Raw genomic sequence first — 22,433 nt, 5'->3', positions numbered from 1 at the left:
TCACTTATCCTTTGTAGCAAGGGATAGCATTTCGGCCCATTTCCGCAAATGAGAGGAACAGAATTCCAGATCGGAATGCCCCCAGTTGCAGATATTCATCTGCTCATTTCGTGCAACGGCACGGGCGAACCTCTCACACAAAAAAAGGCCAGTACGCGGGTATCGCGTCCGGCCCACCATCGTTGCAAGCAAGCGTAAATGCGGAGGCGGAGAAACTCCGCCCCGCGACCGACCAGGAGCAATCAGGCCCGCATCCGCCGCACCGCGCTGTCGGCCACCTGGTCCGCCTTGCGGAAGGCATGGATCGGGACATTCGCTTGCCGCAGGGTCTGGTAGAGATTGGCCTGAAGCCCCGATCCCTCGCACAGCAGCGCCTCGACCGGCTTCAGCTCGGCGAGCTTGCGGTTGCGGGTGAAGGCGGTCTTGCGGCCATTGCCGTATAGCCCATAGGCGACCAGCGGCACGCTGTTATCGCTCCGCGCCGCCCAGGCGGCGGCAATCGCGTCCGCCCCCTTGCGCTGCCCGGTCGTCACCAGCGTCATATGCGGGATGCGCGCCTTGATCTCGTCGAGCTTGGCCCAGAGTGTCTCCCAATCGTGCCATTGGGCAGGCCCGGAAAAGACCACGATGGGGCCGCGCGGCATGTGCTTCTCGCGAGTGGCGAGTTCGCGGGCGCGCAGGAAATCGAGCGCGGCGATCTGGCTTGCGGTCGAGGCCGAGGATGCCCTGCTGCCCCGCGCTGCCGACCAGGGCCAACCCGACTGGACGCGGTACATCTCGGCGGCATAGTCACGCATGCATTCGATCGCCTCGCGCTGTTCGGCGACCGACTGGCAGAGGATCTGCTTCTCCTCCATCTCATTGTTGTAGACTTCGCTCATGTCGGGATGACGCGCCATGTCGCCGACTTCCAGCGCGAGCGCATCCTCGCGCCGTTCGAGCTTGCCGGCGACGAAATGGAAGCTGTTGACGAAGCCCCAGGCGATTTCTGCGGCGAGCGGCTCCAGCCTGGTGCCGGTAAACAGGTCGAAGATAGTGGCGATGATGCCCCCACATTCTGCCTGCGCGGCGAAGGGCTCGGGCATTTCATGCTCGCCAGGCTGATCGCCCGGCTCGATGACCGAGAGGCCAAGTGGATCGCCGAACGCTGCCTGGAATTCGGGGGTGGCGGTCATTTCGGCATAGAGTTCCTTGAGGTCGGGAAAGCTGCTGACACTGCGCAGCGCGCGGGTGGTCGCCATGATGACGGACTCCTGATCTATTGAGGAAGACAGAGGAAAAACGAAAAGGGCCGGAGGCGCTGCTGCACCCCCGGCCCTTCGCCAGATGCCGCTCAGGTCAGAACGGCAGGTCCTCGCCATCCTCGGCGCCGGCGCCCGCGCCCGCACCCATCAGCGCGCCATTGTTGCCCGCCGTGCTCTCGCCGAAGCCGTCCTGCGTGCGTTCATCGTAGGACCGCTGCGATGTGCCGAAGCCGCCCGCGAACTCCGCGCGCACCGTCTCGCGCCGCCAGGCTATGGTGTAGCCGCCGTCCTCGGTCGGGAACAGCGCCACCGGCAGCGGCTCGGGCAGGCCCGGATCATCGACCGAACCGGCGAGGAAGGCTTCCCCGGTCTTCTTCGAGAAGGCCTCCCACAGCGCCCCGATCTGCACCCAGCGCCGGGCGACATTGAGCGCGAGGATCTCATAGACCGGCGCGCGGTCGCTCATGCTGTCGACCTTACGCAGACCGATGCGGGGCAGGTCGATGGTGCGCGTGGCGATGGAACCGGTCAGACGGCCGTTGACGTTCCGGATTTCACCAATGTTCATGATCTTAACTCCTTGACGATGTCGCTCTCGAACCATTTCTTCGCGACACCCTCTTCAGCCCTCCTCTTCTCTGGGCCTGCCCTCGTCGCCCGGCTGGATTTCCGGAGCGCAGCACCTCCCTCACCGCCCGCGCTGCCACCGGGGCTTCCATCCTCCACAGGCGCCGATGAAACGCGCGGCCCCTCGTTCCCCACCCCGCGCCGCCACGATCGTTCTGTGATCCGGCTGGTGGCGAAATCGCGCTGCGCTTCCCGCCAAGTGCGCGCCAAATGCAGGCAGACCATCCAGCAGGCGACTACCGCTCACTTGAAGTGGCGAGGTAAAGTCATAAAGCTTGCGGCAACGACGCGGACCGGAAGCAACGACCATGTTCAAGACGATCGACTTCGAAGTTCAGGACCATGTCGCACGGATTGTCCTGAACCGGCCCGATGCGGGAAATGCGTTCAATTCCGACCTCGCGCGCGAGCTGGCTGAGGCTGCCATGGCCTGCGATCTCGACCCTGCCATCAAGGCCGTATTGCTTTCGGCGCGCGGCAAGATCTTCTGTGCAGGCGGCGACCTCAGGGCCTTCGCCGGTTTCGGTGACGAAGCGACGCCGCGCGTCAAGCAATTGGCGGATGACCTGCACAAGGCGATCTCGATATTTGCCCGCATGGATGCGCCGCTGATTGTCGCGGTCAACGGGTCTGCGGCAGGGGCCGGGTTCAGCCTGGTGATCGCGGGCGACATCGTCATTGCCGCCGACAATGCGAAATTCACAATGGCCTATACGGCGGTGGGACTCAGCCCGGACGGGAGTTCGACATGGTATTTGCCGCGCCTGATCGGTTTGCGCCGCGCGCAGGAGCTTGCATTCACCAATCGCACCCTGAGTGCTGCAGAAGCATTGGATTGGGGGCTTGCCACCCGTGTCGTCCCGGTTGCCGATCTGGAGGATGCCGCCAGGGCCATGTGCCACCAGCTCGCGGCGGGCCCGCGCGCAGCGCAGGCGACCGTCAAGCGACTGCTGCTATGTTCTCCTGGCAATGGCCTTGAGGCACAAATGGAAATCGAGGGCCGTGCAATAGCGCGTGCAGCAGGAACGCCAGACGGTATCGAAGGTGTCCAGGCATTTGCGGCAGGGCGCACGCCGGTGTTCGAATAGATCAAGTTCAGGTGGATTGTTTCGGCGGAAGGTCACGCCGACCGCATGTGTCGTGAATCCTCAATCTGCATCAGAGCTGTCCAGCCTCGATTTCCCGGAGATAGATAAATTCGGGTGCGCGAACCCCGGCGATCCGCCTGATTTCGACCAATTCCGGCGATTCAAAGAAGGCCCGGGCGGCATCGAGGGATATCCAGCGCGAAAAGTGAACCAGCCGCCGGTCTTCCGCCTCGTAGGCCAGCAACTGGAATTCGATCTCGCCCGCTGCTTTCCGCATGTCTGCCGCGTCGTCGAATATGCGCTTCCATTTCTGATATTCGTCAACCTCATGGATGATCAGAACATGGGCGTCGTTCATGGTGGTCATTTCAAGCCCTCCCGGTCGCGAACCGCTCTTGCTCATCGGAGTGCGTGGGGCAAGGTACTGCCTGGGCAAATTGTCGCATGCGTCCCTCACGGTATAAGACCGCCATTTTAAGCGTTCTTGCCCGTGGCGCGCTGATGCTCAATCCAAACTGCTGCGAGGAGTAGCAGTGCGATGAGTGCCAGCAGTAGATTGCCGTATCGTGCAAATGGCGTCGGGGGATCCATCCCGCGCAAACCGACCACTCTCCGATCACCTCTCAGCGAAAAGCCCTCTCACCCCACCGCGCGGCAGGGATATAGGTCCCGCAAGGGCTCGAGACCCGCGCAGCGGGGCTCTAGGCGTAGCCCCTTAGCCCGGTGCCCGCAAAGCGGGCAGCCGCCCCACCCTTCAATCCGCTTCATCGATCAGCAAGCCAACACGATCGTTCCGCAAATAGCAAACCTGCGACCGCGCATAAGGTCTCAGGCAAAATTCCGGCCAGACGATGCGGACGGCAGGACACGAAGTGAGCCGCAGCCGCCTCGATTACAAATCTGGCCTAAGGGTGCTGATGAAGGGCGATCTCAGGCGCCGGCGAGGCCAATCCAGGTTAGCGACAAGCGATCGCCCCCGGAGAGCTCCCCTTCGACGATGACGGCGCAACCATCGAAATCCGCAAGATCGTCGGACGTAGTGAGGTAGATCAGCTTTTCCTCGGCGGTCTCAAGCATGGCGCTGCGGCCATTCAGGCGTAGCCGTCCCGTCAAGCGGCGATAGGCATTGTTGCCCCGCGTCGCCATCAAAGGCCCCTTTGACGGGTAGGTCGTGAACGAAATGGCGGCATGCATCCGGAATAAGCGACGATTCGTAGCGTGGTCATGGCATTCCCTCTCGGGCGATGCAGCATGATGTTCAAGGCCAGCGAATGCTTCAGATCACCAGTTCGCAGGCTTGTGAACCGTTCCCTGAGGCGTCTGAAGGATCGCCGGCAATTGGGAACTGGCGAGCAGATGGACACGCGGTTCTATCTTGAAATCGGCGAGACGCTTAAGTTCGACGCTACCTTTGGGGCGTGGCGGCACCAGGCCGATAGTCATGCCGCAATCCGCCTTGGCCATGCGAATGGGGGTCAGAAGGTCGGAATCATTGGAGACGATGACGGCACAGGCGCAATTGCCCTGATAGGCGTCGCGCAACAGATAGGCCGCGAGATTGACGTCCGAGCCCTTCTCTTCCGATTTGAAGGTCCAGACCTTGACCGGGGCGCCGGCAGAGTCGGTCTTGATCACGGGCTTGCCGCTCGCACGAAGATAGCGACCTGTCGCTGGATCGGTATCGACGACAACCTGACTGACGACCGAACTCATGAAGGTGCCAAGATGGACCTCAACGCGCGGCAAGGTTTCCAGCGCATGGAGGTAGGCAAGCTGACGGGTCGGTTGGTCGGGATCGTGCGGCCGGGCATCCACCTTGGCGGTGAAATAGTAGATCTTGCGTACATCGTTCTTCGGCAGAAGCTGGTCGCAGAACCGTTCGAGATCGAGCCACTTGTGGGGCGTGCCGCGCAGGAGACCGTAATAGAGATTGAAACCGTCGATGTAGACGTGAGTTTCCAAGACGGCGGTATCCAGAAAGAGCAACGGCGGGCTTTCGCCCGCCGTGCGCCCGGCGGCCTGAGCCAGCCGGGGGAGTAGTGCCCTCTATATAGGTCAAAGGTTGAGATTGTGCAACCGCAATGGAATCCGTGACATCCGCCTATTGCAACCGGCGGGAGATCAATCAGGCATGCCCCATGATCTCCGGCAGCGCCGCTAACCGCACCGGGCGATGCGAGCCCAGAATGCCAAGCAAGCGGGTCTCGGCATCAGCCAGATCATCGACCGTCTCGAAGACCTCGCAGGTATAGGCATCGCGTGCGAAATAGTCACCCTGCCCAGGCACCATCGCCGCATAGTCGGCCGGCCAGCGGCATAGCAGCAGCCAAGGCCAGCCAAGGCTGGAGGGTGCGTATCGCGCGAAGACGATATCGTCACCACGCAACGCTGACGGGCGGCGGTCAAGCAGATCCGGGGCCACCAGCCGGGAGCGATCCCGATCGAGAAAGGTTTCCATCTCCGCATATTCAGCGTCGGTCTCGATGATCACCGGGTAATAGCGCCCAAACGGAAGGCTGGGTGAAGCGAAAACCGGAGGAATATCGATCAGGAGCACATCGGGCATCGTGGCGAGCGGCCGGGCATAGAGGCGCCGCCTTGCGGCAAGATCATCGGTAAGACGCATGGTTAAATGCTGTCGAACCTGCCGATCTCTCTGGTCAAGACGAATTGAGGCAGGAATGGCCAATTCTTCACCGGTTCCATGTCAGGCCGCAAGGCGATCAGCCGCCGCATTGAAACGGTCGAGCCAGGTTCGCAGCGGAGCGCGCTGGGCCAGCGGCACCAGGGCAGCAGCATCCTGAAACGCAATGAGATCGGCAGGCGCATGCGCGATGATCTCGTCCATCTCAGCGGAGGGAAGCAATCCTTCGGCTCGGATGAAGTCCGTCATGGCGCCGGGGCGGGCCTCGCGGCCCCGCAGGCCCCTTGTCCCTTTGCGCCACAGGCCCTCCACGGTGCGAAGCCGCGGCGCCGCCCGCGCCTCCATCAATATGATGAGGCGCAGATAGCTGCGGGGTAGCTCCCGGACCTCGTCGGGCTTCATGCCCGTACAGAAGAAGCAGGAACTGGCGACCGGAACCGGGAGTCCCTCGCGCCGGATGCGATCCTTGCATGCTTCACGATCCCACCCCCATTCGCGTAAGGGATAGCGATATTCGAACAATTCACTATCGAGGCCTTCGGCATGTGCGAAGCGCTGGCTGTCGCGCGGCCCGCAATCGAAGCCGATCAGACGGACGACTTTCTGACCCCGCGCCCAGGCCTGCCGCGCTGGAGCCCACGCCTTGGTCCAGGCGTCCTGTGGAGCGATCTTCCATTTCGCGGAGCAGACGGACCTGCCGAAAGCGATGGACGGCAAGGTGCCGTTGGTCAGGCAATTTTCGAGCAGATCCGCATAGGGCGGCCAATGCTTGAAGCGCTTGGGGCGATAGCGGACTATCTCGTTCGCGATGCCATGGGCATCCATCCAGTCCCGGAAAATCGGGATGAACGACCTTGTTTGCGGACGCTCCGGCATGTCGGCGATCAGCACCATGTCGATGCGCGCGCGCCGGGCGGCCAGTTCGATGATCATGGCGGTCGAATCGACGCCCGCACCCCATGCGACAATCACCGGCGGAGGCAGGTTCGGTTCGCACATGGATGCACATGCACGATGGCGCGGTTCAGTCATTGCGGTATCCAGAGAATGGGTCACCGTCGAAAGCCGCAGCGGCAGGACGGCCAGGGCGATGCCTGAGCGTTTCGCGGTGACGAGTGGGTCGAATGCTGGCCAGCCCGATGGTTTTCCCATCGGGCTGGCCAGCGTTACGGCTGTTGCATTCGGCAGACCGGACACGCCGGGGGCGAAGCGTTGTTCCGACACAGGTTCGAACGGCGAGAGTCAGGCGAGCACGACATGGAGTGCTCGTTCCCGACTCAACGCTTGGGAGATGTTGGCTAGCTTGGGGAAAGGATCGCGCCGACGTCGCGCGCACCGTGCAGGATACGCTCGATGCGGATGACCTGCTCCAGAACGCTGTAGAAGATCACATAGCTTTCGTGCGGCTTGGATCGTAGTCCAACACGAAGCTCGGGACGGGCTACGCCCGAATGGGGAAAATCGACGAGCTGGGCGCAGGACGTTTCGAGTTCGTCGATGAAGGTGACAGCCCGAGGGACATTATCGCGAGCGATGAAGCTGGCGATCTCCACAAGATCGGCATTCGCTGCGGGCGAAAATTCCAGTCGCATCAACTATCCGCGGCGCCGGCGGCGATATCGGCAATCCGCTTGCGTGCGTTCGCAAAAGCCTGATCGGCGGGAATGCCAGGACCGCTGGTGGCGCCATGTTCGATCTCGGCACGTAACGCGTCGAGCCGGGCCTGACGCATAGCGTCCTGCTCTTCGAGCAGCCGGAGGCTGTCGCGCACGACTTCGCTGGCCGAAGCATAGCGGCCGCTGTTCACCTGGCTCTTGATGAAACCTTCGAAATGGGCGCCCAGAGTGAAGCTGGAAGGCATGGTCAAACTCCTCTGCCGAAGAGAAATATCACTTTATGATATAGGGGCACAAGACTCAGATCTATGAGGGCGCGCGCGATGACAAGCTGCGAAGGCCGCCAGCCCAACACGATCCACGGCCACGGTAAGTTGCATTCGGCAGGGCCGGTATCGCGAGGTGGTAGCTTCGCTCCGACACCGGCTCGGACCGACGGGTGTCACGCGACCAGGGCCATGACCCGCTCATCCCGCGCGGGCGCGCAGCTGGTGGTACGATAAGGCTGCAACGGATCGCCGGTGCATAGGATGAACTGGCGCACGCCGCTCTCGCGACGGATCTGCAGCGCCACCGCATAGGCGTGTTCGAAACTTGCCAGCTGCCTGCGTCGGGGCGACAGCAACGGTACGGGATCGGCATTCGACATGCTGGTCTCCACATGAATTTCCCGCGGCATCCGAAGATGCGCGCAGCAATGGTCAACTGGGCCAGGAAGACTGGTCCTTGGGCAAGCGGCCATCGGGATCGTGAACCGTCATTCGATCGGCAGCGGCAAGGTTCGAGTTGAAGATTACGAGGTTTGTGCCGCCCGGATGCCGGATCGAAGGAAAGAGGATGCCCTTGTGGCCATCCGAGATGACTTTGTCGGCCAGTAGCCAGGACGACGGCGTTCCCTTGTCAATCCGCACGATCCGCCGCCACGGACAATCCCATTCCGCCCAATCGCCAGACCAATGGTCCGGATCGTAGCCGCCAGAAAGATCGACGATGCTCTCCACCGAGAGCAGGTAGCTGGCCAATGTCGCGGGCCGGACCAGCGAGGAGTCCTGGGCATATTCCTCCAGCGCGGTCTGCGGCGCCCGCGCCAGATAGAGCGCTTCGATGCCGCCCCGGTTGAAGCGACCGCCTTCCGCTGCCGCGCCCGCACCGCTCAGGGGCACGAAAGCCCATTTGGGGGTGAGGTAGCGATAGAAGACGTCGTCGGGACCAAGCGCCCTGACCTTCACCCGCTGGCGCCGTTTTCGAGATCACGCAGATGCGCCATCACCGCGTCGGCATGCCCCTCCGCCACAAGTTCGGCGGCGGTCTTGTGATCGTAATCGGCGATGGGCTCGTTGCGGTACCAGAAGATCGCCTTGGACACGTCGCCGGTCAGCGTGGCAGCCGCGGCGATGACCCGCACCATTTCCCGAAGCTTGTCCTGCAGGCGCTCGGAGGCCGGATTGCGCATGGTATTGCGATGGACGCCAGCGAGATTGGCGAGGCCCGCAACCTGGATCCCCAACGCCGCGGAAAAACGCTTGGGAGAAATATAAGGCGTGCGCGGTTCCTGGAGGCTCTCGACGAACCCCGATATGGCGGTCGTGCGGCGCTCCATCGATACGGCGGGCATGGCCATCTCCTTCAGAGCTAGTATTTGCACATATATTGCACATTTTCAAGGCCAGATTACGCCCATTCACGGCGACATACAGGCACTAGGCACATCAGTCTGATGGAGCGGCGGCCTCATCCACGAACGCAAGGTCGATCTGGCCGTCACCGGCGACCATCGAAACCCGTCGGCCCGCAGGAATGAGCCAACGAATCTCCTCATGGACGATGTCGCGAATGCGCTCGAGGATCGCTGCATCTTCACCGCGCAGCAGGGTATTGGCGATCTGCCGCGCCTGAACCAGGAAATAGCGCTGTTGCGTCTGCCAACTGTCGTTGTCGACATCGTCGGAGGCGCAAAAGCAGGAAGCTTCGAGCAGATCGGCGAGGTCGTTGGGATCGACCGAACACCCCGGCGCCAGAAGGATCAATGTCTCGTCGAGATCGGCTGACCAGCCATCGTCGGGCGCGATCAGGACGTCCGCCGGAAAGGAACGGGACGATGCGCTTTCATCGGGGGTGCCGGAAGGGCTGATGAAAACATCGAGCATGATCGCCGCGACGGTCCCGGATTGCATCGTGTCAGGCAGGGCCAGCCCTTCCTCGTAGCGATGTATTTCGCCTTCGGCTTCGATCCGGAACGAGAGGGCCGATATGCGCGGCACGAGGTCATACCAGCGATAGCCCGCGAACGCGGAAACCTCGCGGACGAGCGCGCCGCCCAGTATCTCTCCGCTTCGCAAGACGCGGGCGGCGCATTGTTCGATCGGCGGCTCGGCATCGGGGAACAGGATCATCGGCCTGTCCACGACCCGTTCACCCACGGCCAAGGAATTCCCATCAGCCGTGCGTGGAATCCAGGCCGGAAGCCATGGCTCGGCTTCAGAAAGGTCGATACCGAGTTCCCTCGCCCTCAACCATTGGGCATGGGCCAGGCGATGACGGCCATGGTGGGCAATCGCCCGGAAGATCGCGCGCTCGGCGGCTTCGCGCAAATGGTCGAGTGCGGCATTCTGAACCATCTCCTTGCGGGCCGGGAGGACCAGTTGCAGCGCCGGCGCATCGATGATGTCGACCCGCACGTGCCAGCATTCGCTGGTTTCAACCTCGCTGACGCTCGGCATGGGACAGCATACTGTCAGCCCGTGGAAATTGATGCGCGGATAGCTCGACGGAATATGTCCACGCTCGAGAAACACACCAATTCTGCAACCTTCCCAGTCCTCCACACGAACCGCGCCGGCGAGAAAATCGGATCGCTTGAGTTCCTCGCCCTTGAACAGCACCGGAAGCGGATAGTGCCGGGCGGCATTGACCGCAGCGGCGGCCAGATCCTTCCCCCACGCATCGGGCATACCGATCCGGAGTTCCGTGCCGGCGTCCACCGCCCAGGACTCGATCGCTAGCGGCGCGCCACTCTCCCAGGCTTCCGGCGCGATGACGACGCGCCAGCCATTGTCGGTGCCTCTTGCACGGGAGCGGATTTCGACGGGGCGCCCGGCAACACTGAACACGCCCATCCCGGCCGGATCTTCGCGGTGCTGGGTCGCCTCATTCCACCCCGAGTCGCCCAGCGTCACCAGCTTGGCCGGATCGGCGACACCTGATCCGTCGTCACGGACCACGAGGATCGAACGCCCATCGTCATCGACGACATCGATCTCGATGCGGCTGGCATCCGCCCGGCGGGCATTTTGCAGCAGTTCGTTGAGGACGTCGGTCACGCTGTTGTTGAACAGGCGGCTGACCTTGCCGATCAGAGATTGGCCAACCGAGGTGTGGATGGTGGCAGGAAGGGACATGAGGCTCTCCGCAATGGCGATGCAGCCGATTCCACACCGCCACATCCGCCCTGCCCCCTTCCCCTCACCGCTCGGATGCAGGGCTCGGTAGCCGCCTGGCTTCCAGAAGATCAGCGAAGCGCTGCCTGATGGCGCAGGCGTCTGGATAAAGGTTCGCGAGGCCGTGGCGTCGCAGCAGCGCTTCGCGGACCTCGGCGATCACCCCCGCTTCCGCCAATGTCGGCAGACGGGGCGGCCGGCCCTTCACGAAACGCAGGCCCGCCGGCAGGGCTGCCTCCATCGCCCGGCGCTCGGCCGCCCCCCGCTTGGCCACCGCGATCGCGCGACCAAGGGACGGCGGCAATAGCTGCGGCGCGACATCGGCCAGCCAGCGTCCCGGCTGGAACGAAAAGGTCGAGGCCGCTTCCATGGCGACCAGGTGACGGTAGAGTTCGTGATTGCCCGTAGCGCCGGTCGCGGCGGCAAGGTCTTGGCCTGAAGCCAGGACGCAGAAGGCGCACGACAGCCGGGAGGAGCCATGGCAGCGATAGGCTTCATGTAGCGGAAGGTCATGCCGGTCGTGGCACGCGAACACATCGTCGCTGGACCAGTGGACCAGCGGATGCCAACTGATCATTCGGGTCTTCGCCGCATTGCCGGACTTGGCGAAGCGCGTGTCGAGCCGGGAAATCGGCGTATCACGGCGCGCGGCACTTTCGGCTCGGCGCAAGCCAATCACCGAGACGATAGTCTCTCCCCGGTATCGTCGCGCAAGCTCAGGGCCGATCACCTGGGCTTTGAGTTCCGAGGTGCAGAACCGGAGGCTGGCCGAGGACCAGGGGCCGATCAGATGGTAGAGTTCGAGATTTTCATAGCGGCGGCATCCGTTGGCGAAGCGCTGTTCCCAGCGTGCGACCATGTCGCCAGCACTGCGGCGCGCGACAACGAGCGGCAGGCCAAGGCGTTCGGCAACCGCAGCGACGGTCTCAGGCGTGGAGCGCCATTCGGCGCGGCCGAGATCGGCATGAATGGCAATCCGCCGATCGCGAGGATGTCCAAGCTGATCCAGCAATGCAGTCGCCGCCTGTGCGGCGGCCGAGGAATCCTTGCCGCCCGAAAGGTTGAAGGCGAACCAGGCACCCCGCGCAACTGCGTCCAGAACCAGACCGTCGATGGCGACGTCGGGGGCCGCGCCGGCAGGTGGCCGGACGACCGTGAAAGGAATGTTCACCCGCGTCCCTCCCCCGTGGAGTTATGGGTCAGTGAGCGGCCGAAAGAATGGCGAGAGCCTGCCGGATCACGGCATCATCACCGCCATTGACGATAACCGCCTGCGGATTGGTGACGGTAACGGCTCTCGCGATCAAATCGAGCGGGCGCTTGCGCAAGGGATATTGATATATCTGGCCGCGCTCGATCGTGATGAGATTGGTGCGGAGCAAGCGTTTCAACCGGCGATATTCGAGTTCATGCGCCAGCAGGTCGCCGACTTCCGCCTCGATATCATGTTCGAGGGTCAATCCCTGAAACGGGCGGATCGGGCGGTTGGCCTTGAGCCATGCATCGACCTCGGCTTCTGTCCACCGTCCAACCTGGCGGTAGAAATCGCAACCGCCCTGCCCCTGATTGCGGGCTTCAAACGCGCGCTCGCCATTTATCCACACTTCGGCGGTAAAAGCTTCGGTTTCTTCCGACAATTTGGGATTGTGGTTGATACGGCGCAGCTCGATTTTCATCGCGGGAACTCCCTCGGCACTCCCCATCATCGGGAGCCCGCCTTCATTCCCCCTTCCCTTTTCAAGCGACCTTCATCCAAGCGGCCACCTCGCTGCGAGCGCAGCGGGCAAGGACGCTAATGACGTGTCCGGATAGGCAGGGATCTACAGGCCGAACACCGGGTCAGCGGCGAATGCCGCAATGTCGGCGATCAGGGCTGCGGTTGCGAGCGCCACGAGTTCGCCGCCCTTGTCGGGCGTGGCCAATCCGGGGTCGGACCCCATCCGCCCGTCCGGGAAGCGCTTCCGGAAATCAAGCGCTTCGCGAATGGGCCCGGTCGGCGCGATTTGCGGCGCGTAATTGGCGTGCTTGATCGCGTCCGGATAGGCCCACTGCGTGATCGCGATCTCCGACGGGGTGGCGTGGCTGCCGTGTCCGACCGGGAACTGGCGCTGCGCCAGTTCCGATACGCCGGGCAAATCCCACCAACTCCTGAGTTTCAGCGCGAAGCCGCGCGGCCGACCAACAAAGCTTGCCTCGACATAGAGTTCAGAGAAAGCCGCCTCGATCGTCGCGATATTGCCGCCGTGACCGTTCAGGAAATAAATGTGATCGAAGCCATGGCCGGCAAGCGAGCGGACCCAGTCGCCGATCGCGGCGATGAACGTCGAGGGGCGCAGCGAGATCGTGCCCGGAAACCCCAGATGATGCTGGGCCATGCCGATGTTGAATGTCGGCCCCACGAGAATATCGGCGGTTTTCTGCGCCTCATGCGCGATGATCTCGGGACAGAGCCAGTCGGTGCCGAGCAGCCCCGTGGGTCCATGCTGTTCATTGGAACCGATGGGAATGACGATGGTACGCGATCGCTCCAGAAAGGCTTCGATCTCGGGCCAGGTCGACAAATGCAGCAGCATGATAATCCTCGAAAGGTAACGTGTGTCAGATCATCATCGCGGAGCGAGCACCAATCACCCGCGGGCGACAAGCTCCGCGTCCGGCCGCGATTCTCCGACAGCCTGTGCCATCAGAAAATGATCCGGCGATCTCGCACAGGCAGGATCGGTCGCAGCAGCATGGCCCGTCAGCGCCAGAGCCTGGCAACGGCAACCGCCCCAATCAATCTCGCGCCGATCACAGCTCCGGCAGGGATCGGGCATCCAGTCCGTGCCGCGATAGCGGTTGAACGCATCCGAGCCGGTCCAGATGGCGGCCAGCGAATGGTCCCGGATCGACGGAAAATCGATGTCGGCCAGGGTTTCCGCGGCATGGCAGGGAAGCACCTTGCCCGACGGCGTGATGTTGAGGAACCGGTTGCCCCATCCCCCCATGCAGGCCTTGGGACGCGCCGCAAAATAATCCGGCACGACATAGTCGATGATCATGACGCCCTTCAGGCGGAGCCGCGCGGCTTCAACGATTTCGGTCGCACTATCGAGTTGTTCGCGGCTCGGCAACAATGCCGCCCGGTTGAGCAGGCCCCAGCCATAATATTGGGTATGAGCGATTTCGACGCGAGCGGATCCCAGCGCCTCCGCCATGGCGATCATCTCGCCGACGCGCTCGGCGTTGCGGCTATGGATCACGAAGTTGGTCGTCAGCGGCAGACCCGCCGCCTTGATCCGGCGTGCTGCTGCCAGCTTCTTGTCATGGCCGCCGCGATAGCCGCCGATTCGCTCGGCATTGGCGGGATCGGAATCCTGAAAGCTGAGCTGGATATGATCGACCCCGGCATCCAGCAGCGCCGTCATCGCCTCATCGCTCAGCAACACGCCCGAGGTGATGATGTTGGTATAGAGCCCCAGCCCGGCGGCGTGGCGCACCATCACTGGCAAGTCGCGCCGCACCATCGGCTCGCCGCCGGAAAAATGGATCTGGAGGATACCAAGCGCGGCCGCCTCATCGAGAACGCGCAGCCAGTCCCCGGTCGCCATCTCCGCACTCGCGCGTTCAAGTTCCAGCGGGTTGGAACAATAGGGACATTTGAGCGGGCAGCGGTGGGTCAGCTCGGCGAGGAGCGCCATCGGCGGCTCGGGGACGAGCATGCTCACAGCCTTATAACGCCCTTGTCCGCCAGATCCTGCAGCAGGGTCACGACGTCGGTCAAGATCAGCTCGCGCGGCGCCTCGAACCGGGATGCAAGCGTGTCCGCGATGGAGGCAATGGTGCGGGCGCCATCGACCAGCTTCAGGATCTCGACGGCGATTTCATCGGGCTGGAACAGTCTTTCCGGCGCGAGCAAAACCCATGCGTCGCGCACCTTGTCGAACCGGAACTTCACGCCCGCGCCAAGCCGAGGGACAGCATCCTCAACGATCATGATTGCGTTGCCGGATTGAAGGCACCGGGCGGGACCAGGCCGGGGGCGACATAGGCGAGATACAATGCATCGAGCTGTGACCACAGCACGTCGCATTTGAAGCGAAGCGCCGCCAGCACCTGCTGCTGCCGTTCCACCGTGTCGGCATGCTTCTTGACAAAGCCAAGCGCAAATTCGCTGTCCTGCGGCGCCTGGGTGAGACGCGGCGTGAAATAGGCCAGCGTTTCCGGGGTGATCCAGGCATAGCCCGCGAGCATGCCCGATACCCGCTCGGCGATGATGGTCGGCGAGAACATCTCGGTCAGCGAGGAGGCCACGGCTTCGAGCACCGAGCGGTCACGGACGAAATGGACATAGGCGTCCACCGCGAAGCGGGTGGCCGGCAGGATCGCGCTGGTACTTTCGACAAGCGCGGGATCGAGGCCGACGCCCTCCGCCAGCTTGAGCCAACGCGCCACGCCGCCCGGAACAGAACCATCGCCGTCATGGTCCACGAGCCGCCGACGCCATTCACGGCGCAGTTCGGCGGTCGGCAGGCGCGCGAGCAGCGTTGCGTCCTTGGCGGGTATCTGGCTCTGATAATAATAGCGGTTGAGCGCCCAGGCCTGCACCTGACCCTGGTTCAGCTTTCCATCGTGCAGCAGGCGGTGGAAAGGGTGGAGATTGTGGTAGCGCGTCGCCCCGATCTGGCGGAGTTCCGCCTCCAGTTCATCGGGCAGGAGCAGCCGGACAGTCACAGCACGATCTCCATGCCGTCATAGGCCACTTCCCAGCCGGCGGCCTCCGCCTCGGCGCGTTCGGGCGTATCGTCGAGCAGGATAGGGTTCGAGTTGTTCATATGGATGAAGATCTTCCGCCTGACATCGAGATCGCAAAAGGCTGCCATGGTCCCGTCCGGGCCGCTGACGCTCATATGCCCCATCCGGCGGCCCGTCTTGGGTCCGAGCCCCGCGAGAACCATCTCATCGTCGCGCCAAAACGTGCCGTCGAAGAAGACAAGATCGGCGCCCCGCAACCGTTCGGCCAGGGCGGGCGTCATCGCCGCGCAGCCGGGTATGAAAAACAGGCTGCGCCGCCCGTCCGAAACCGCCGCGGCGACGGTCGTCTCGCTGACCTCGATCGGCGGCGCATCGCTGCCATCCTCGAGATAAAGCGGCACCTTGCCCGGAACGGCGAACAGTTCCACGGTCAGGCTGGCGCCGAGCGCGACCGGCTGGCCCAGCGGGACGACCTGCCGCGACACGATATCGCGCGCGAGCACCTCGAAGATCGGGTTGGCATCAAGCACGGAATGAATTCGATCCGTGGCAAGAAGACTGAACGGCTGGCGTTCGCGCAGCGTCAGCAGGCCGGCGATCACATCGACGTCGCCGCCAGTCAGCACCACGCCCGCGATCGGGGACGATCGCAGACCTTTGCGCGGATGCAGGCATGGTGTTTGTCCGATCTGCTGGCGCAGATCAGGGGATGCGTTCAGCAGGAACCAGCGCTCGCCATCGCCACTGACGGCAAGACTGGCCTGCGTGCGGGATTTTGCTACAGGATCATGCGCGCGGGCTCTGCGACAGGGCGCCGCGTTGGAGTTCCATTGCGGGAAACCGCCGCCCGCCGCCGCCCCAGGACGACGGCTTGCATGGAAGGTCAGGCCTTGAGTTCAGCGCAGGCGTAGCAATTGATCTCGCAGCCCAGCGCGATTTCGACGATCTTGGGGGTCTTCCAGGCCATATATCTCTCCGCTTTGCATCTGCGGCACGGACCGTTCCGGGCTACAGGCGTGTTCTGTTTCGCGGACAGGCTTTAAGCGGTGCGGACATTTCAGGCAATGGTCCTTTGGGCCAACAACGCAAGCAGCTCCAAAGCCGCGCATCGCGGCCATGCATTGCGATTGTCATGAACAGCACCACCGCTTAACCGGAATAGATGAACCCCCGCCCCGCCGCAGAAGTTATCGAGGACGGCTTGCCGATCCCTCGCCGCTACGTGGCGATTTTCGCGCTTTCAGCGGGGACAGCGCTCGCCGTCATCGACGGGACGATCGCCAATGTTGCGCTGCCGACGATCGCGCGCGCCCTCAGCGTTCCGGCAAGCCAGGCGGCACATGTCGTGACGCTCTATCAGCTTGTCCTTGTCATGGCGCTGCTCCCCTTGTCCGCGCTCGGCGACAGGATCGGGCATCGCCGTTTGTATCAGTCCGGGCAGATGATCTTCATCGTCGCCACGCTTGCGTGCGTCTTTGCGACCAGCCTTCCCCAGCTGTTGTTTGCGCGCGCTTTGCAGGGACTGGGGGCGGCGGGCGCGCTCAGCGTTTCATCCGCGCTGATCAGGGCCGCCTATCCGGCGCGCCAGCTTGGCCGGGGTCTCGGGATCAACAGCATGATCGTGGCTAGCGCGGGAGCCCTGTCGCCGACGCTCGGAGGCGTGATCCTCCACGTGGCGCCATGGCAGTGGGTGTTTGCCGCCCCGGTTCCGTTCGCGCTGCTATCGCTTGCAGCCGGAGCGATCGCCTTGCCGCAGCCGAAGACCGTCCTTGAACGATATGACTATCTGGGCGCGCTGCTCAACGCAGCCACATTTGCCTTGCTCATATTGGGCCTGCAAGATCTCGCCTATGGTCGGGACATCCCGTCAGGAATTCTAAAACTTGTGGCCGGAGTAGCAGCGGCGGCTACCCTGATCCGGCAGCAATCGCACGCGGCACGGCCGATCCTGCCGCTCGACCTGCTCCGCCAATCGCGTCTGGCCGTTCCGGTTACGGGCTTGCTGTTGGCATTCATGGCACAGATGATCCTGCTGGTGTCGCTGCCCTTCCGGTTGGCGCATCGTTCCGGTTTCACGCCGGTCGAAATTGGCGGCACCCTGTCGCTCTGGCCGCTCACGCTGATCATCGTCTCGCCGCTCGCGGGGATGTTGTCCGATCGCATATCCAATCGGCTTCTCGGCGGCGTGGGCATGGCGATCACCACGGCGGGATTTTCCGCGATCGCGCTTCTGCCGGATCAGGTGTCGCAGCTCGACGCCAGCGTGAGGATGGCGATCTGCGGCCTTGGGTTTGGGCTGTTCCTGTCGCCCAACGCACGCACGATCATTGGTGCGGCACCGCGAACGCGCGCGGCGGCCGCCGGCGGACTGATGGCGACCACCCGGCTGACCGGTCAGGCCCTGGGAGCCTCGATCGCGGGAGGCCTGTTGGCGCTCGGGACAGGCGACGGTGCGTTGCCAGCGGGCCTGGCCGCTTCGGTCGCGTCGCTGATCGGGCTGGCGTGCATCGGGCAATCGAGGCCGGGCGTGTCGTGAGCGGCGCGCATGATTGACCCCGATATTGTGGTAGGGACGGATGGTCGTCGACTCGGCTTGCAATGTTTGCGGCGCGCGCATCCAGAGATCGGGAACGTCATGCGGAAACTCGACAGTGAAGAGCAGGAACTGCTCGATCAGCTCAATGCCGGTCTTCCGACCGACGCGCTGATCGCCATGCTCCGCGACCTCGCTGACGTCCTGAACAAAGAGGGCTTGGCGGTCAGGGCGCGCGTTGCCGAAACCGCCGCTGATCGGCTGGAACAGCTGAACGCGGCCCGAATAAATTGAACACCGCCGCATCGCCGGCCATGCCGGGCGGGTCAAGCCAGCACGCGGCAATCTGCTGCCATGCCAACCGCCCGTCAGCGCGATCGGTGATCCGCGAACGGCAAAGGCCAAATCTTGGCGGTCAGTGCCTCAGCACCCCTTCGACCGTCTCCTCGAACAAGGGCCATAGACAGGCCAGCGCTGTCATCATCGTCGCGAAGAGCATGACGACCAGCGTTGCTCTTGCCGGCCGCTTTCCTGATCGTCTCGACTGGACCGCCACCCACAGCCAGCCTGCGACCACCGCAGCGATAGCGATCGGCGTGAGCCAGGCATAGGCGTCGGCGAACCAGGCGATGACGGCACCTAACGATCCGAGCATCGCAGCCGGAATCGCGAATGGCAGGACGCAGCAGACGCCGCAGGCAAGCGCGGTCACCGATGTTGCGGCCGCGACGGCGCCGACCACCCGGTTGTCCTGCTCGGCAGTCTCGCCGGTCATGCGCCGCACCCGCTGGCGCAGCCGCAAGCGGCAGATTGCCCGGCCTTTTCCTGGAACGAGGCGAACAGCTGTTCGGCGGCATCGCGCGCGCCCTCCGGTGCTGTGATCGCCAACGTCACCATATTTTCGCGCTCGGCTATGTCGAAGCTCAGGAACGCGCAGCATTGCTGTTCCTGCGCCATCATCTGGCGAACATCGGCAAGCGCCGCCGGAGCATAGTCGAGTTCGAGCTGGAGATCGCCGCGTCGCGCAGCCTTGAGCGCTCTCGTATTGAGGTCGGCAATCCATGTCATCCGCGCCTCCAGACCGCCTCGATCCAATGTGCAAGCAATCGGCACCGCGCCTGTCACCTGATCCATAGTCACTCCTGTCAGCTGGCGCAGCCAAAGCGGCCGCGATCATCGCTGGCCACGTCATACAAGTTGAAGTAACTTGAGGTTCAAGCACTAATTTCGAGGCAGGGATGGCAGGACATAAAATCGGCGCGCTCGCCAAACGCACCGGCACCAACGCAGCAACGATTCGCTATTATGAAGGGATCGGCCTGCTACCGCGCCCCGATCGCCAGGATGGCAACCAGCGTCGTTATGGCGATGATGATGTCGGGCGGCTGACCTTCATCCGCCGCTGCCGCGATTTCGGGTTCTCGATCGAGCAGGTGCGGACGCTGACATCGCTGATCCAGGATCGCTCGCGATCCTGCGTGGAAGCGCGCGATCTGGCGCAGGCGCATCTCGCCGCGATCCGCGCAAAGCTTCGGGAACTCAAAGCTCTGGAGAAGAGCATCGCGCAATTCGTCGAGGTCTGCGACGCCGAATGCGTCGGTGGTCCGGGTCCGGACTGCGTCATCCTCGACGATCTGTCGGGGGCACGTTCGATCGCTTCGTCCTGCTGCAGCGCCGCGTGATGCCCACGATATTGGCGTATGTCGGCGCCGCGCTCGCGGAAATCGGCGGCTGCTTCGCATTCTGGGCCTGGCTGAGGCTGGGTAAATCGCCATGGTGGATCGCACCAGGAATGGTGTCGCTGGCCCTGTTTGCCTGGCTGCTGACGCGCGTTGACAGCGACGCCGCGGGCCGCGCCTATGCTGCATATGGCGGCGTCTATATATGCGCGTCGCTGTTCTGGCTGTGGGCGGTCGAAGGAGTGCGGCCGGATCGCTGGGATACCATCGGCGGTATTGTCTGCCTCACGGGCACGGCCATCATTCTCCTCGGCCCACGTAGTGCGTAAGGGATGGATCGTGCCGTAGGCCCGGCGCCCCATGCAGTAACGACAGGAGTTCGCAGCCCGCTGGGGAATCTACCAGGGAAAGGTTGTGAGCCCCTCGACTGCGCAGGCATCGCAATCGAACAGCAGATAGTCGCAAGCCAACTCGCGCCCCCTGCGCATCGCCGCAAGCACTTCGTCCGGTATCTTCTCCCGATCAGGCTCCTCGGCCTCACGGGTGGGGATGAACCAGCCATAGTGGGTGGAAGCGACGGCAAGAGGGCGGCTCGACGGTTCAAGTGTCGCCCAGCCATCGAGCAGGTCCGCGGTTTTCATCGAGACATGCACGGTGCTCAGCACGAGATGGCGACCGATTTCCAAGGGATATTCCTTTCCAGGCGCTTGAGAGGGTTGCGGCCGCCATCCAGGCGATGGCGGCCGACGCTACCGACAAACGGGGGGACCGACTGGTTCAGTTGACCCGTTCGAGCAGCTTGCGGGCCTTGCCCTCGAGTTCGAGCCGGCTGTCCTGGTTGGTCTTGGTCCGGGCGTGCGCGGTAATGCCCTGCACAAAATCGTAGAGGCTTGTCGGCGGATGGCCTTCCTCGACCAGCACCGCGGTGATGATCTTCGAGGTCTCGGCCTTGGAGAAGCCGCGCTTGCGCAGGAAATCTTCGCGATCATCATCCTTGCGGGCGACGATCCTCTCGCGGGCCTGCTTGATGCCGTCGACGAATGTGCGCGGCGAGGAGTCGGCAAAATGTTCGAGCGCGGGCGCGGCCTCGTGCGCGAAACGGTTGGCGGCGAATTTCGAGTGGCGGATGTTGATCTCCTCGAAATTTTCGACGCCCCACAAGTTGCGATTCATACACACGGCGCGCAGGTAAAAGGTCGAGATTCCCAAAGATTTGGAGCCGACTTCTGAGTTCCAACAATAGAACCCGCGAAAGTAGAGATCGGGTTCGCCGTTGGGGAGCTTGCCGGCCTCGATCGGATGGGTATCATCGACCAGGAACAGGAAAACGTCGCGGTCCGAGGCATAGAGCGTGGTGGTCTCCATGCTGACGTCGACATGCGGATTGTAGATCATGCTGCCCCAGTCCAGGACGCCAGGCACCTTCCAGCGGGTATCGCCGATGCCGTTGCCGGCGATCCGCATGACGGCGCTCACCAGTTCGTGATCCCAGATGCGACCATAATCTGGTCCTGTAACGGCGCGCAGTTCGGTGCGGCCGTCGTCGGTCTGGAGCAATTTGACCTGCTCGCCGCGATGGGAAAGCAGCCCGTGCTGCATGTTGATGCCGGCGAGCGCGGCGGGCAGCGTGCGCAGATAGGACGCGGGCGCGCCGACCAGGCTGGCGAGCTGGCCGAACGACCAGTTAGTGGGCGCGATTGGGCGTTCGTCGCCAGGCACGATCAGCGAAAGGCGCTCTGGATTATCGCTGCGCGCCTCGACCCGCACCGCCCTGCTTTCAACGACGCGGGTGGTGGCGCGGTCGGCACGCCGGCGAACGCTGTCGTGCAGGTCGGTGAGCGAGAGGAAGCGCTCGTCGTCGGGCCGGGAAAACCATTCGGACGAGACCCGGCTCACATTGCGACCGCGGGAGATATCGACGCGGTACCCGCCGCTGGCCGGACGGTCGTGCGAGGGACCGGCAGGTGCCGGATGGTCGAGGACATCGTGGTCGATTACGCGGGCAAGACTGGCCATGAAGCTGCTCCTGGAGGCTGGAAGGTGGAAGAGCCGGTGCATCACCGCATCCGCGCTCATCCTCTCCCACCCCCTTCCTTCCACCGTCCCGAACGTTCAGGCCGAAGCGGGTAGCCATTCGTAGAGAAGATGGGCGTCGGCCTCGTGCTCGTTGCCGACGGCGATCCGCACCAGGCGCCCGTCGCAGGCAAAATTGCCGGCGCGGGGAAAGTCGCAATAGCTGCGTCCCTCGAACACGAAATCCTTCGAGCGGATCTGGATGACCTTGCGGGTCGCACCCAGAGCGCGATGTTTGTAGGGCGCGTGCAGCAGGGTCAGGCTGTCGCCCGCCTTCAGGCGCTTTTTGAAGCTCGCCAGCGATACCAGATTGTCGACGGGATTGGCCTTGCCGCGCCGGGCCGCGAGCGCCGCCCAATAGGCCTGCCGGATGGCGACTTCTGAATAAAACGAGCAGTTCCAATAGTCCTGCAGGGGATTGGTGCGACAAAAGCCGAAGCGCTCGATCTGGTCGCGCACCCTGACGATAAAGGCTTCTTGCGCGTCCCGCGCGGACAAATCTTCGGGCGCGTCGAGCACTTCGACAGTGATCTTGCGGCCACCGGAAAAACGCTCGCTGCGAATGGCAAAGCGGATTTCGGGGAACTGGCTGACAAGGTGCCGTTCGATCCGATGGCACAAGGTCGGTAGATCGTCGGCCGGGCGATAGAGGTCACCCTGATAGTAGAAATTGCCGCGTTCGTCATGGTCGGTCTGGCTGTACAGGCGCGCCGAAGGCTCCGCCGGTGCGGATAGGGTCATGGGTTTTGTCCTTTGAT

The 22,433-nt window shown here is 63.3% G+C and carries 31 protein-coding genes; 5 read left to right on the top strand and 26 right to left on the bottom strand.

The window, feature by feature from the left end; genetic code table 11:
* Nucleotides 1–242: 242 nt before the first annotated feature.
* Together EGO55_RS18420 and EGO55_RS18415 are read right to left on the bottom strand one after the other, a co-directional pair.
* Nucleotides 243–1,241 carry a DUF2493 domain-containing protein gene (locus tag EGO55_RS18420; RefSeq protein ID WP_021690659.1) on the bottom strand — a complete coding sequence of 333 codons (999 nt, stop codon included), beginning with the start codon at nt 1,239–1,241 and terminating at the stop codon, nt 243–245.
* A 97-nt stretch (nt 1,242–1,338) separates the two neighbouring features.
* Nucleotides 1,339–1,812, bottom strand: a complete 474-nt coding sequence (locus EGO55_RS18415) for a DUF736 domain-containing protein (protein WP_021690660.1) — start codon at nt 1,810–1,812, stop codon at nt 1,339–1,341.
* A 367-nt stretch (nt 1,813–2,179) separates the two neighbouring features.
* Between EGO55_RS18415 and EGO55_RS18410 the strand changes: the two genes are divergently transcribed.
* Nucleotides 2,180–2,959, top strand: a complete 780-nt coding sequence (locus EGO55_RS18410; protein ID WP_021690661.1) for an enoyl-CoA hydratase/isomerase family protein — start codon at nt 2,180–2,182, stop codon at nt 2,957–2,959.
* A gap of 70 nt (nt 2,960–3,029) precedes the next feature.
* Here EGO55_RS18410 and EGO55_RS18405 read toward each other — a convergent pair whose 3' ends face one another.
* From EGO55_RS18405 to pqqA, 19 genes are all read right to left on the bottom strand, one after another.
* A complete protein-coding gene (locus EGO55_RS18405) occupies nt 3,030–3,326 on the bottom strand; it encodes an antibiotic biosynthesis monooxygenase (protein ID WP_021690662.1) in 297 nt (98 codons plus the stop codon).
* A 563-nt stretch (nt 3,327–3,889) separates the two neighbouring features.
* Nucleotides 3,890–4,105 (bottom strand): DUF5818 domain-containing protein, encoded by a 216-nt coding sequence (locus EGO55_RS18400; protein WP_040716230.1) that lies wholly within the window; start codon nt 4,103–4,105, stop codon nt 3,890–3,892.
* A gap of 135 nt (nt 4,106–4,240) precedes the next feature.
* Nucleotides 4,241–4,921 (bottom strand): NYN domain-containing protein, encoded by a 681-nt coding sequence (locus EGO55_RS18395; protein WP_040716233.1) that lies wholly within the window; start codon nt 4,919–4,921, stop codon nt 4,241–4,243.
* A gap of 163 nt (nt 4,922–5,084) precedes the next feature.
* Nucleotides 5,085–5,585, bottom strand: a complete 501-nt coding sequence (locus EGO55_RS18390; protein WP_021690665.1) for a hypothetical protein — start codon at nt 5,583–5,585, stop codon at nt 5,085–5,087.
* Between the two features lie 81 nt (nt 5,586–5,666).
* Entirely contained in the window at nt 5,667–6,602 is a 936-nt protein-coding gene (locus EGO55_RS18385) for a hypothetical protein (RefSeq protein ID WP_021690666.1), read from the bottom strand.
* 299 nt (nt 6,603–6,901) lie between these two features.
* Nucleotides 6,902–7,195 (bottom strand): type II toxin-antitoxin system RelE/ParE family toxin, encoded by a 294-nt coding sequence (locus EGO55_RS18380; protein WP_021690667.1) that lies wholly within the window; start codon nt 7,193–7,195, stop codon nt 6,902–6,904.
* Nucleotides 7,195–7,464: a type II toxin-antitoxin system ParD family antitoxin gene (locus tag EGO55_RS18375; RefSeq protein ID WP_021690668.1), complete on the bottom strand. Its 270-nt coding sequence runs from the start codon at nt 7,462–7,464 to the stop codon at nt 7,195–7,197. The genes EGO55_RS18380 and EGO55_RS18375 overlap by 1 nt, the downstream gene beginning before the upstream one ends.
* 197 nt (nt 7,465–7,661) lie before the next feature.
* Nucleotides 7,662–7,868 (bottom strand): hypothetical protein, encoded by a 207-nt coding sequence (locus EGO55_RS18370; protein ID WP_021690669.1) that lies wholly within the window; start codon nt 7,866–7,868, stop codon nt 7,662–7,664.
* A gap of 52 nt (nt 7,869–7,920) precedes the next feature.
* Nucleotides 7,921–8,448 carry an RES family NAD+ phosphorylase gene (locus tag EGO55_RS18365; RefSeq protein ID WP_021690670.1) on the bottom strand — a complete coding sequence of 176 codons (528 nt, stop codon included), beginning with the start codon at nt 8,446–8,448 and terminating at the stop codon, nt 7,921–7,923.
* Complete coding sequence (locus tag EGO55_RS18360; protein WP_021690671.1) at nt 8,445–8,834, bottom strand: MDR/zinc-dependent alcohol dehydrogenase-like family protein; 390 nt, start codon at nt 8,832–8,834, stop codon at nt 8,445–8,447. The genes EGO55_RS18365 and EGO55_RS18360 overlap by 4 nt, the downstream gene beginning before the upstream one ends.
* A 94-nt stretch (nt 8,835–8,928) precedes the next feature.
* Complete coding sequence (locus EGO55_RS18355) at nt 8,929–10,617, bottom strand: ATP-binding protein (protein ID WP_040716087.1); 1,689 nt, start codon at nt 10,615–10,617, stop codon at nt 8,929–8,931.
* Between the two features lie 64 nt (nt 10,618–10,681).
* Nucleotides 10,682–11,827 carry a phosphoadenosine phosphosulfate reductase domain-containing protein gene (locus tag EGO55_RS18350; RefSeq protein ID WP_021690673.1) on the bottom strand — a complete coding sequence of 382 codons (1,146 nt, stop codon included), beginning with the start codon at nt 11,825–11,827 and terminating at the stop codon, nt 10,682–10,684.
* Nucleotides 11,828–11,855: 28 nt separating this feature from the next.
* Entirely contained in the window at nt 11,856–12,332 is a 477-nt protein-coding gene (locus EGO55_RS18345; RefSeq protein ID WP_040716090.1) for a hypothetical protein, read from the bottom strand.
* A gap of 144 nt (nt 12,333–12,476) precedes the next feature.
* Nucleotides 12,477–13,229, bottom strand: a complete 753-nt coding sequence (locus tag EGO55_RS18340) for a creatininase family protein (RefSeq protein WP_021690675.1) — start codon at nt 13,227–13,229, stop codon at nt 12,477–12,479.
* A gap of 54 nt (nt 13,230–13,283) precedes the next feature.
* Nucleotides 13,284–14,357, bottom strand: coding sequence for a pyrroloquinoline quinone biosynthesis protein PqqE (pqqE, locus tag EGO55_RS18335; RefSeq protein ID WP_021690676.1), 1,074 nt, complete (start codon nt 14,355–14,357; stop codon nt 13,284–13,286).
* Between the two features lie 2 nt (nt 14,358–14,359).
* Nucleotides 14,360–14,632: a pyrroloquinoline quinone biosynthesis peptide chaperone PqqD gene (gene pqqD, locus EGO55_RS18330; protein WP_021690677.1), complete on the bottom strand. Its 273-nt coding sequence runs from the start codon at nt 14,630–14,632 to the stop codon at nt 14,360–14,362.
* Nucleotides 14,629–15,369, bottom strand: a complete 741-nt coding sequence (pqqC, locus tag EGO55_RS18325; RefSeq protein WP_021690678.1) for a pyrroloquinoline-quinone synthase PqqC — start codon at nt 15,367–15,369, stop codon at nt 14,629–14,631. Before pqqC ends, pqqD begins: the two co-directional genes overlap by 4 nt.
* A complete protein-coding gene (gene pqqB / locus EGO55_RS18320) occupies nt 15,366–16,277 on the bottom strand; it encodes a pyrroloquinoline quinone biosynthesis protein PqqB (protein ID WP_124916816.1) in 912 nt (303 codons plus the stop codon). Before pqqB ends, pqqC begins: the two co-directional genes overlap by 4 nt.
* Nucleotides 16,274–16,357 (bottom strand): pyrroloquinoline quinone precursor peptide PqqA, encoded by an 84-nt coding sequence (pqqA, locus tag EGO55_RS21780; RefSeq protein ID WP_040716092.1) that lies wholly within the window; start codon nt 16,355–16,357, stop codon nt 16,274–16,276. Before pqqA ends, pqqB begins: the two co-directional genes overlap by 4 nt.
* A 195-nt stretch (nt 16,358–16,552) precedes the next feature.
* Here pqqA and EGO55_RS18310 point away from each other — a divergent pair, with 195 nt between their 5' ends.
* A complete protein-coding gene (locus EGO55_RS18310; protein ID WP_021690680.1) occupies nt 16,553–17,926 on the top strand; it encodes an MFS transporter in 1,374 nt (457 codons plus the stop codon).
* Nucleotides 17,927–17,935: 9 nt separating this feature from the next.
* Nucleotides 17,936–18,217: a hypothetical protein gene (locus EGO55_RS18305; RefSeq protein ID WP_021690681.1), complete on the top strand. Its 282-nt coding sequence runs from the start codon at nt 17,936–17,938 to the stop codon at nt 18,215–18,217.
* Nucleotides 18,218–18,338: 121 nt separating this feature from the next.
* Here the strand turns inward: EGO55_RS18305 and EGO55_RS18300 are convergent, their stop codons facing one another.
* Nucleotides 18,339–18,698 carry a hypothetical protein gene (locus EGO55_RS18300; RefSeq protein WP_021690682.1) on the bottom strand — a complete coding sequence of 120 codons (360 nt, stop codon included), beginning with the start codon at nt 18,696–18,698 and terminating at the stop codon, nt 18,339–18,341.
* Nucleotides 18,695–19,057, bottom strand: coding sequence for a hypothetical protein (locus EGO55_RS18295; RefSeq protein WP_021690683.1), 363 nt, complete (start codon nt 19,055–19,057; stop codon nt 18,695–18,697). Before EGO55_RS18295 ends, EGO55_RS18300 begins: the two co-directional genes overlap by 4 nt.
* A 104-nt stretch (nt 19,058–19,161) precedes the next feature.
* On the opposite strand from EGO55_RS18295, the gene EGO55_RS18290 reads away from it, so the two are divergent.
* Nucleotides 19,162–19,605: a MerR family transcriptional regulator gene (locus tag EGO55_RS18290; protein ID WP_021690684.1), complete on the top strand. Its 444-nt coding sequence runs from the start codon at nt 19,162–19,164 to the stop codon at nt 19,603–19,605.
* Nucleotides 19,605–19,931, top strand: coding sequence for a YnfA family protein (locus EGO55_RS18285; RefSeq protein WP_021690685.1), 327 nt, complete (start codon nt 19,605–19,607; stop codon nt 19,929–19,931). The genes EGO55_RS18290 and EGO55_RS18285 overlap by 1 nt, the downstream gene beginning before the upstream one ends.
* A gap of 69 nt (nt 19,932–20,000) precedes the next feature.
* Here the strand turns inward: EGO55_RS18285 and EGO55_RS18280 are convergent, their stop codons facing one another.
* From EGO55_RS18280 to EGO55_RS18270, 3 genes are all read right to left on the bottom strand, one after another.
* Nucleotides 20,001–20,288: a DUF5983 family protein gene (locus EGO55_RS18280; protein WP_021690686.1), complete on the bottom strand. Its 288-nt coding sequence runs from the start codon at nt 20,286–20,288 to the stop codon at nt 20,001–20,003.
* 91 nt (nt 20,289–20,379) lie between these two features.
* Nucleotides 20,380–21,618, bottom strand: a complete 1,239-nt coding sequence (locus tag EGO55_RS18275; RefSeq protein ID WP_021690687.1) for a hypothetical protein — start codon at nt 21,616–21,618, stop codon at nt 20,380–20,382.
* Between the two features lie 96 nt (nt 21,619–21,714).
* Nucleotides 21,715–22,416 (bottom strand): LPD29 domain-containing protein, encoded by a 702-nt coding sequence (locus EGO55_RS18270; RefSeq protein WP_021690688.1) that lies wholly within the window; start codon nt 22,414–22,416, stop codon nt 21,715–21,717.
* Nucleotides 22,417–22,433 lie beyond the last annotated feature (17 nt).

Source organism: Caenibius tardaugens NBRC 16725, assembly GCF_003860345.1.
In the GTDB taxonomy this organism is placed as follows: domain Bacteria; phylum Pseudomonadota; class Alphaproteobacteria; order Sphingomonadales; family Sphingomonadaceae; genus Caenibius; species Caenibius tardaugens.
This window is presented reverse-complemented; position numbering and strand designations above follow the sequence as displayed.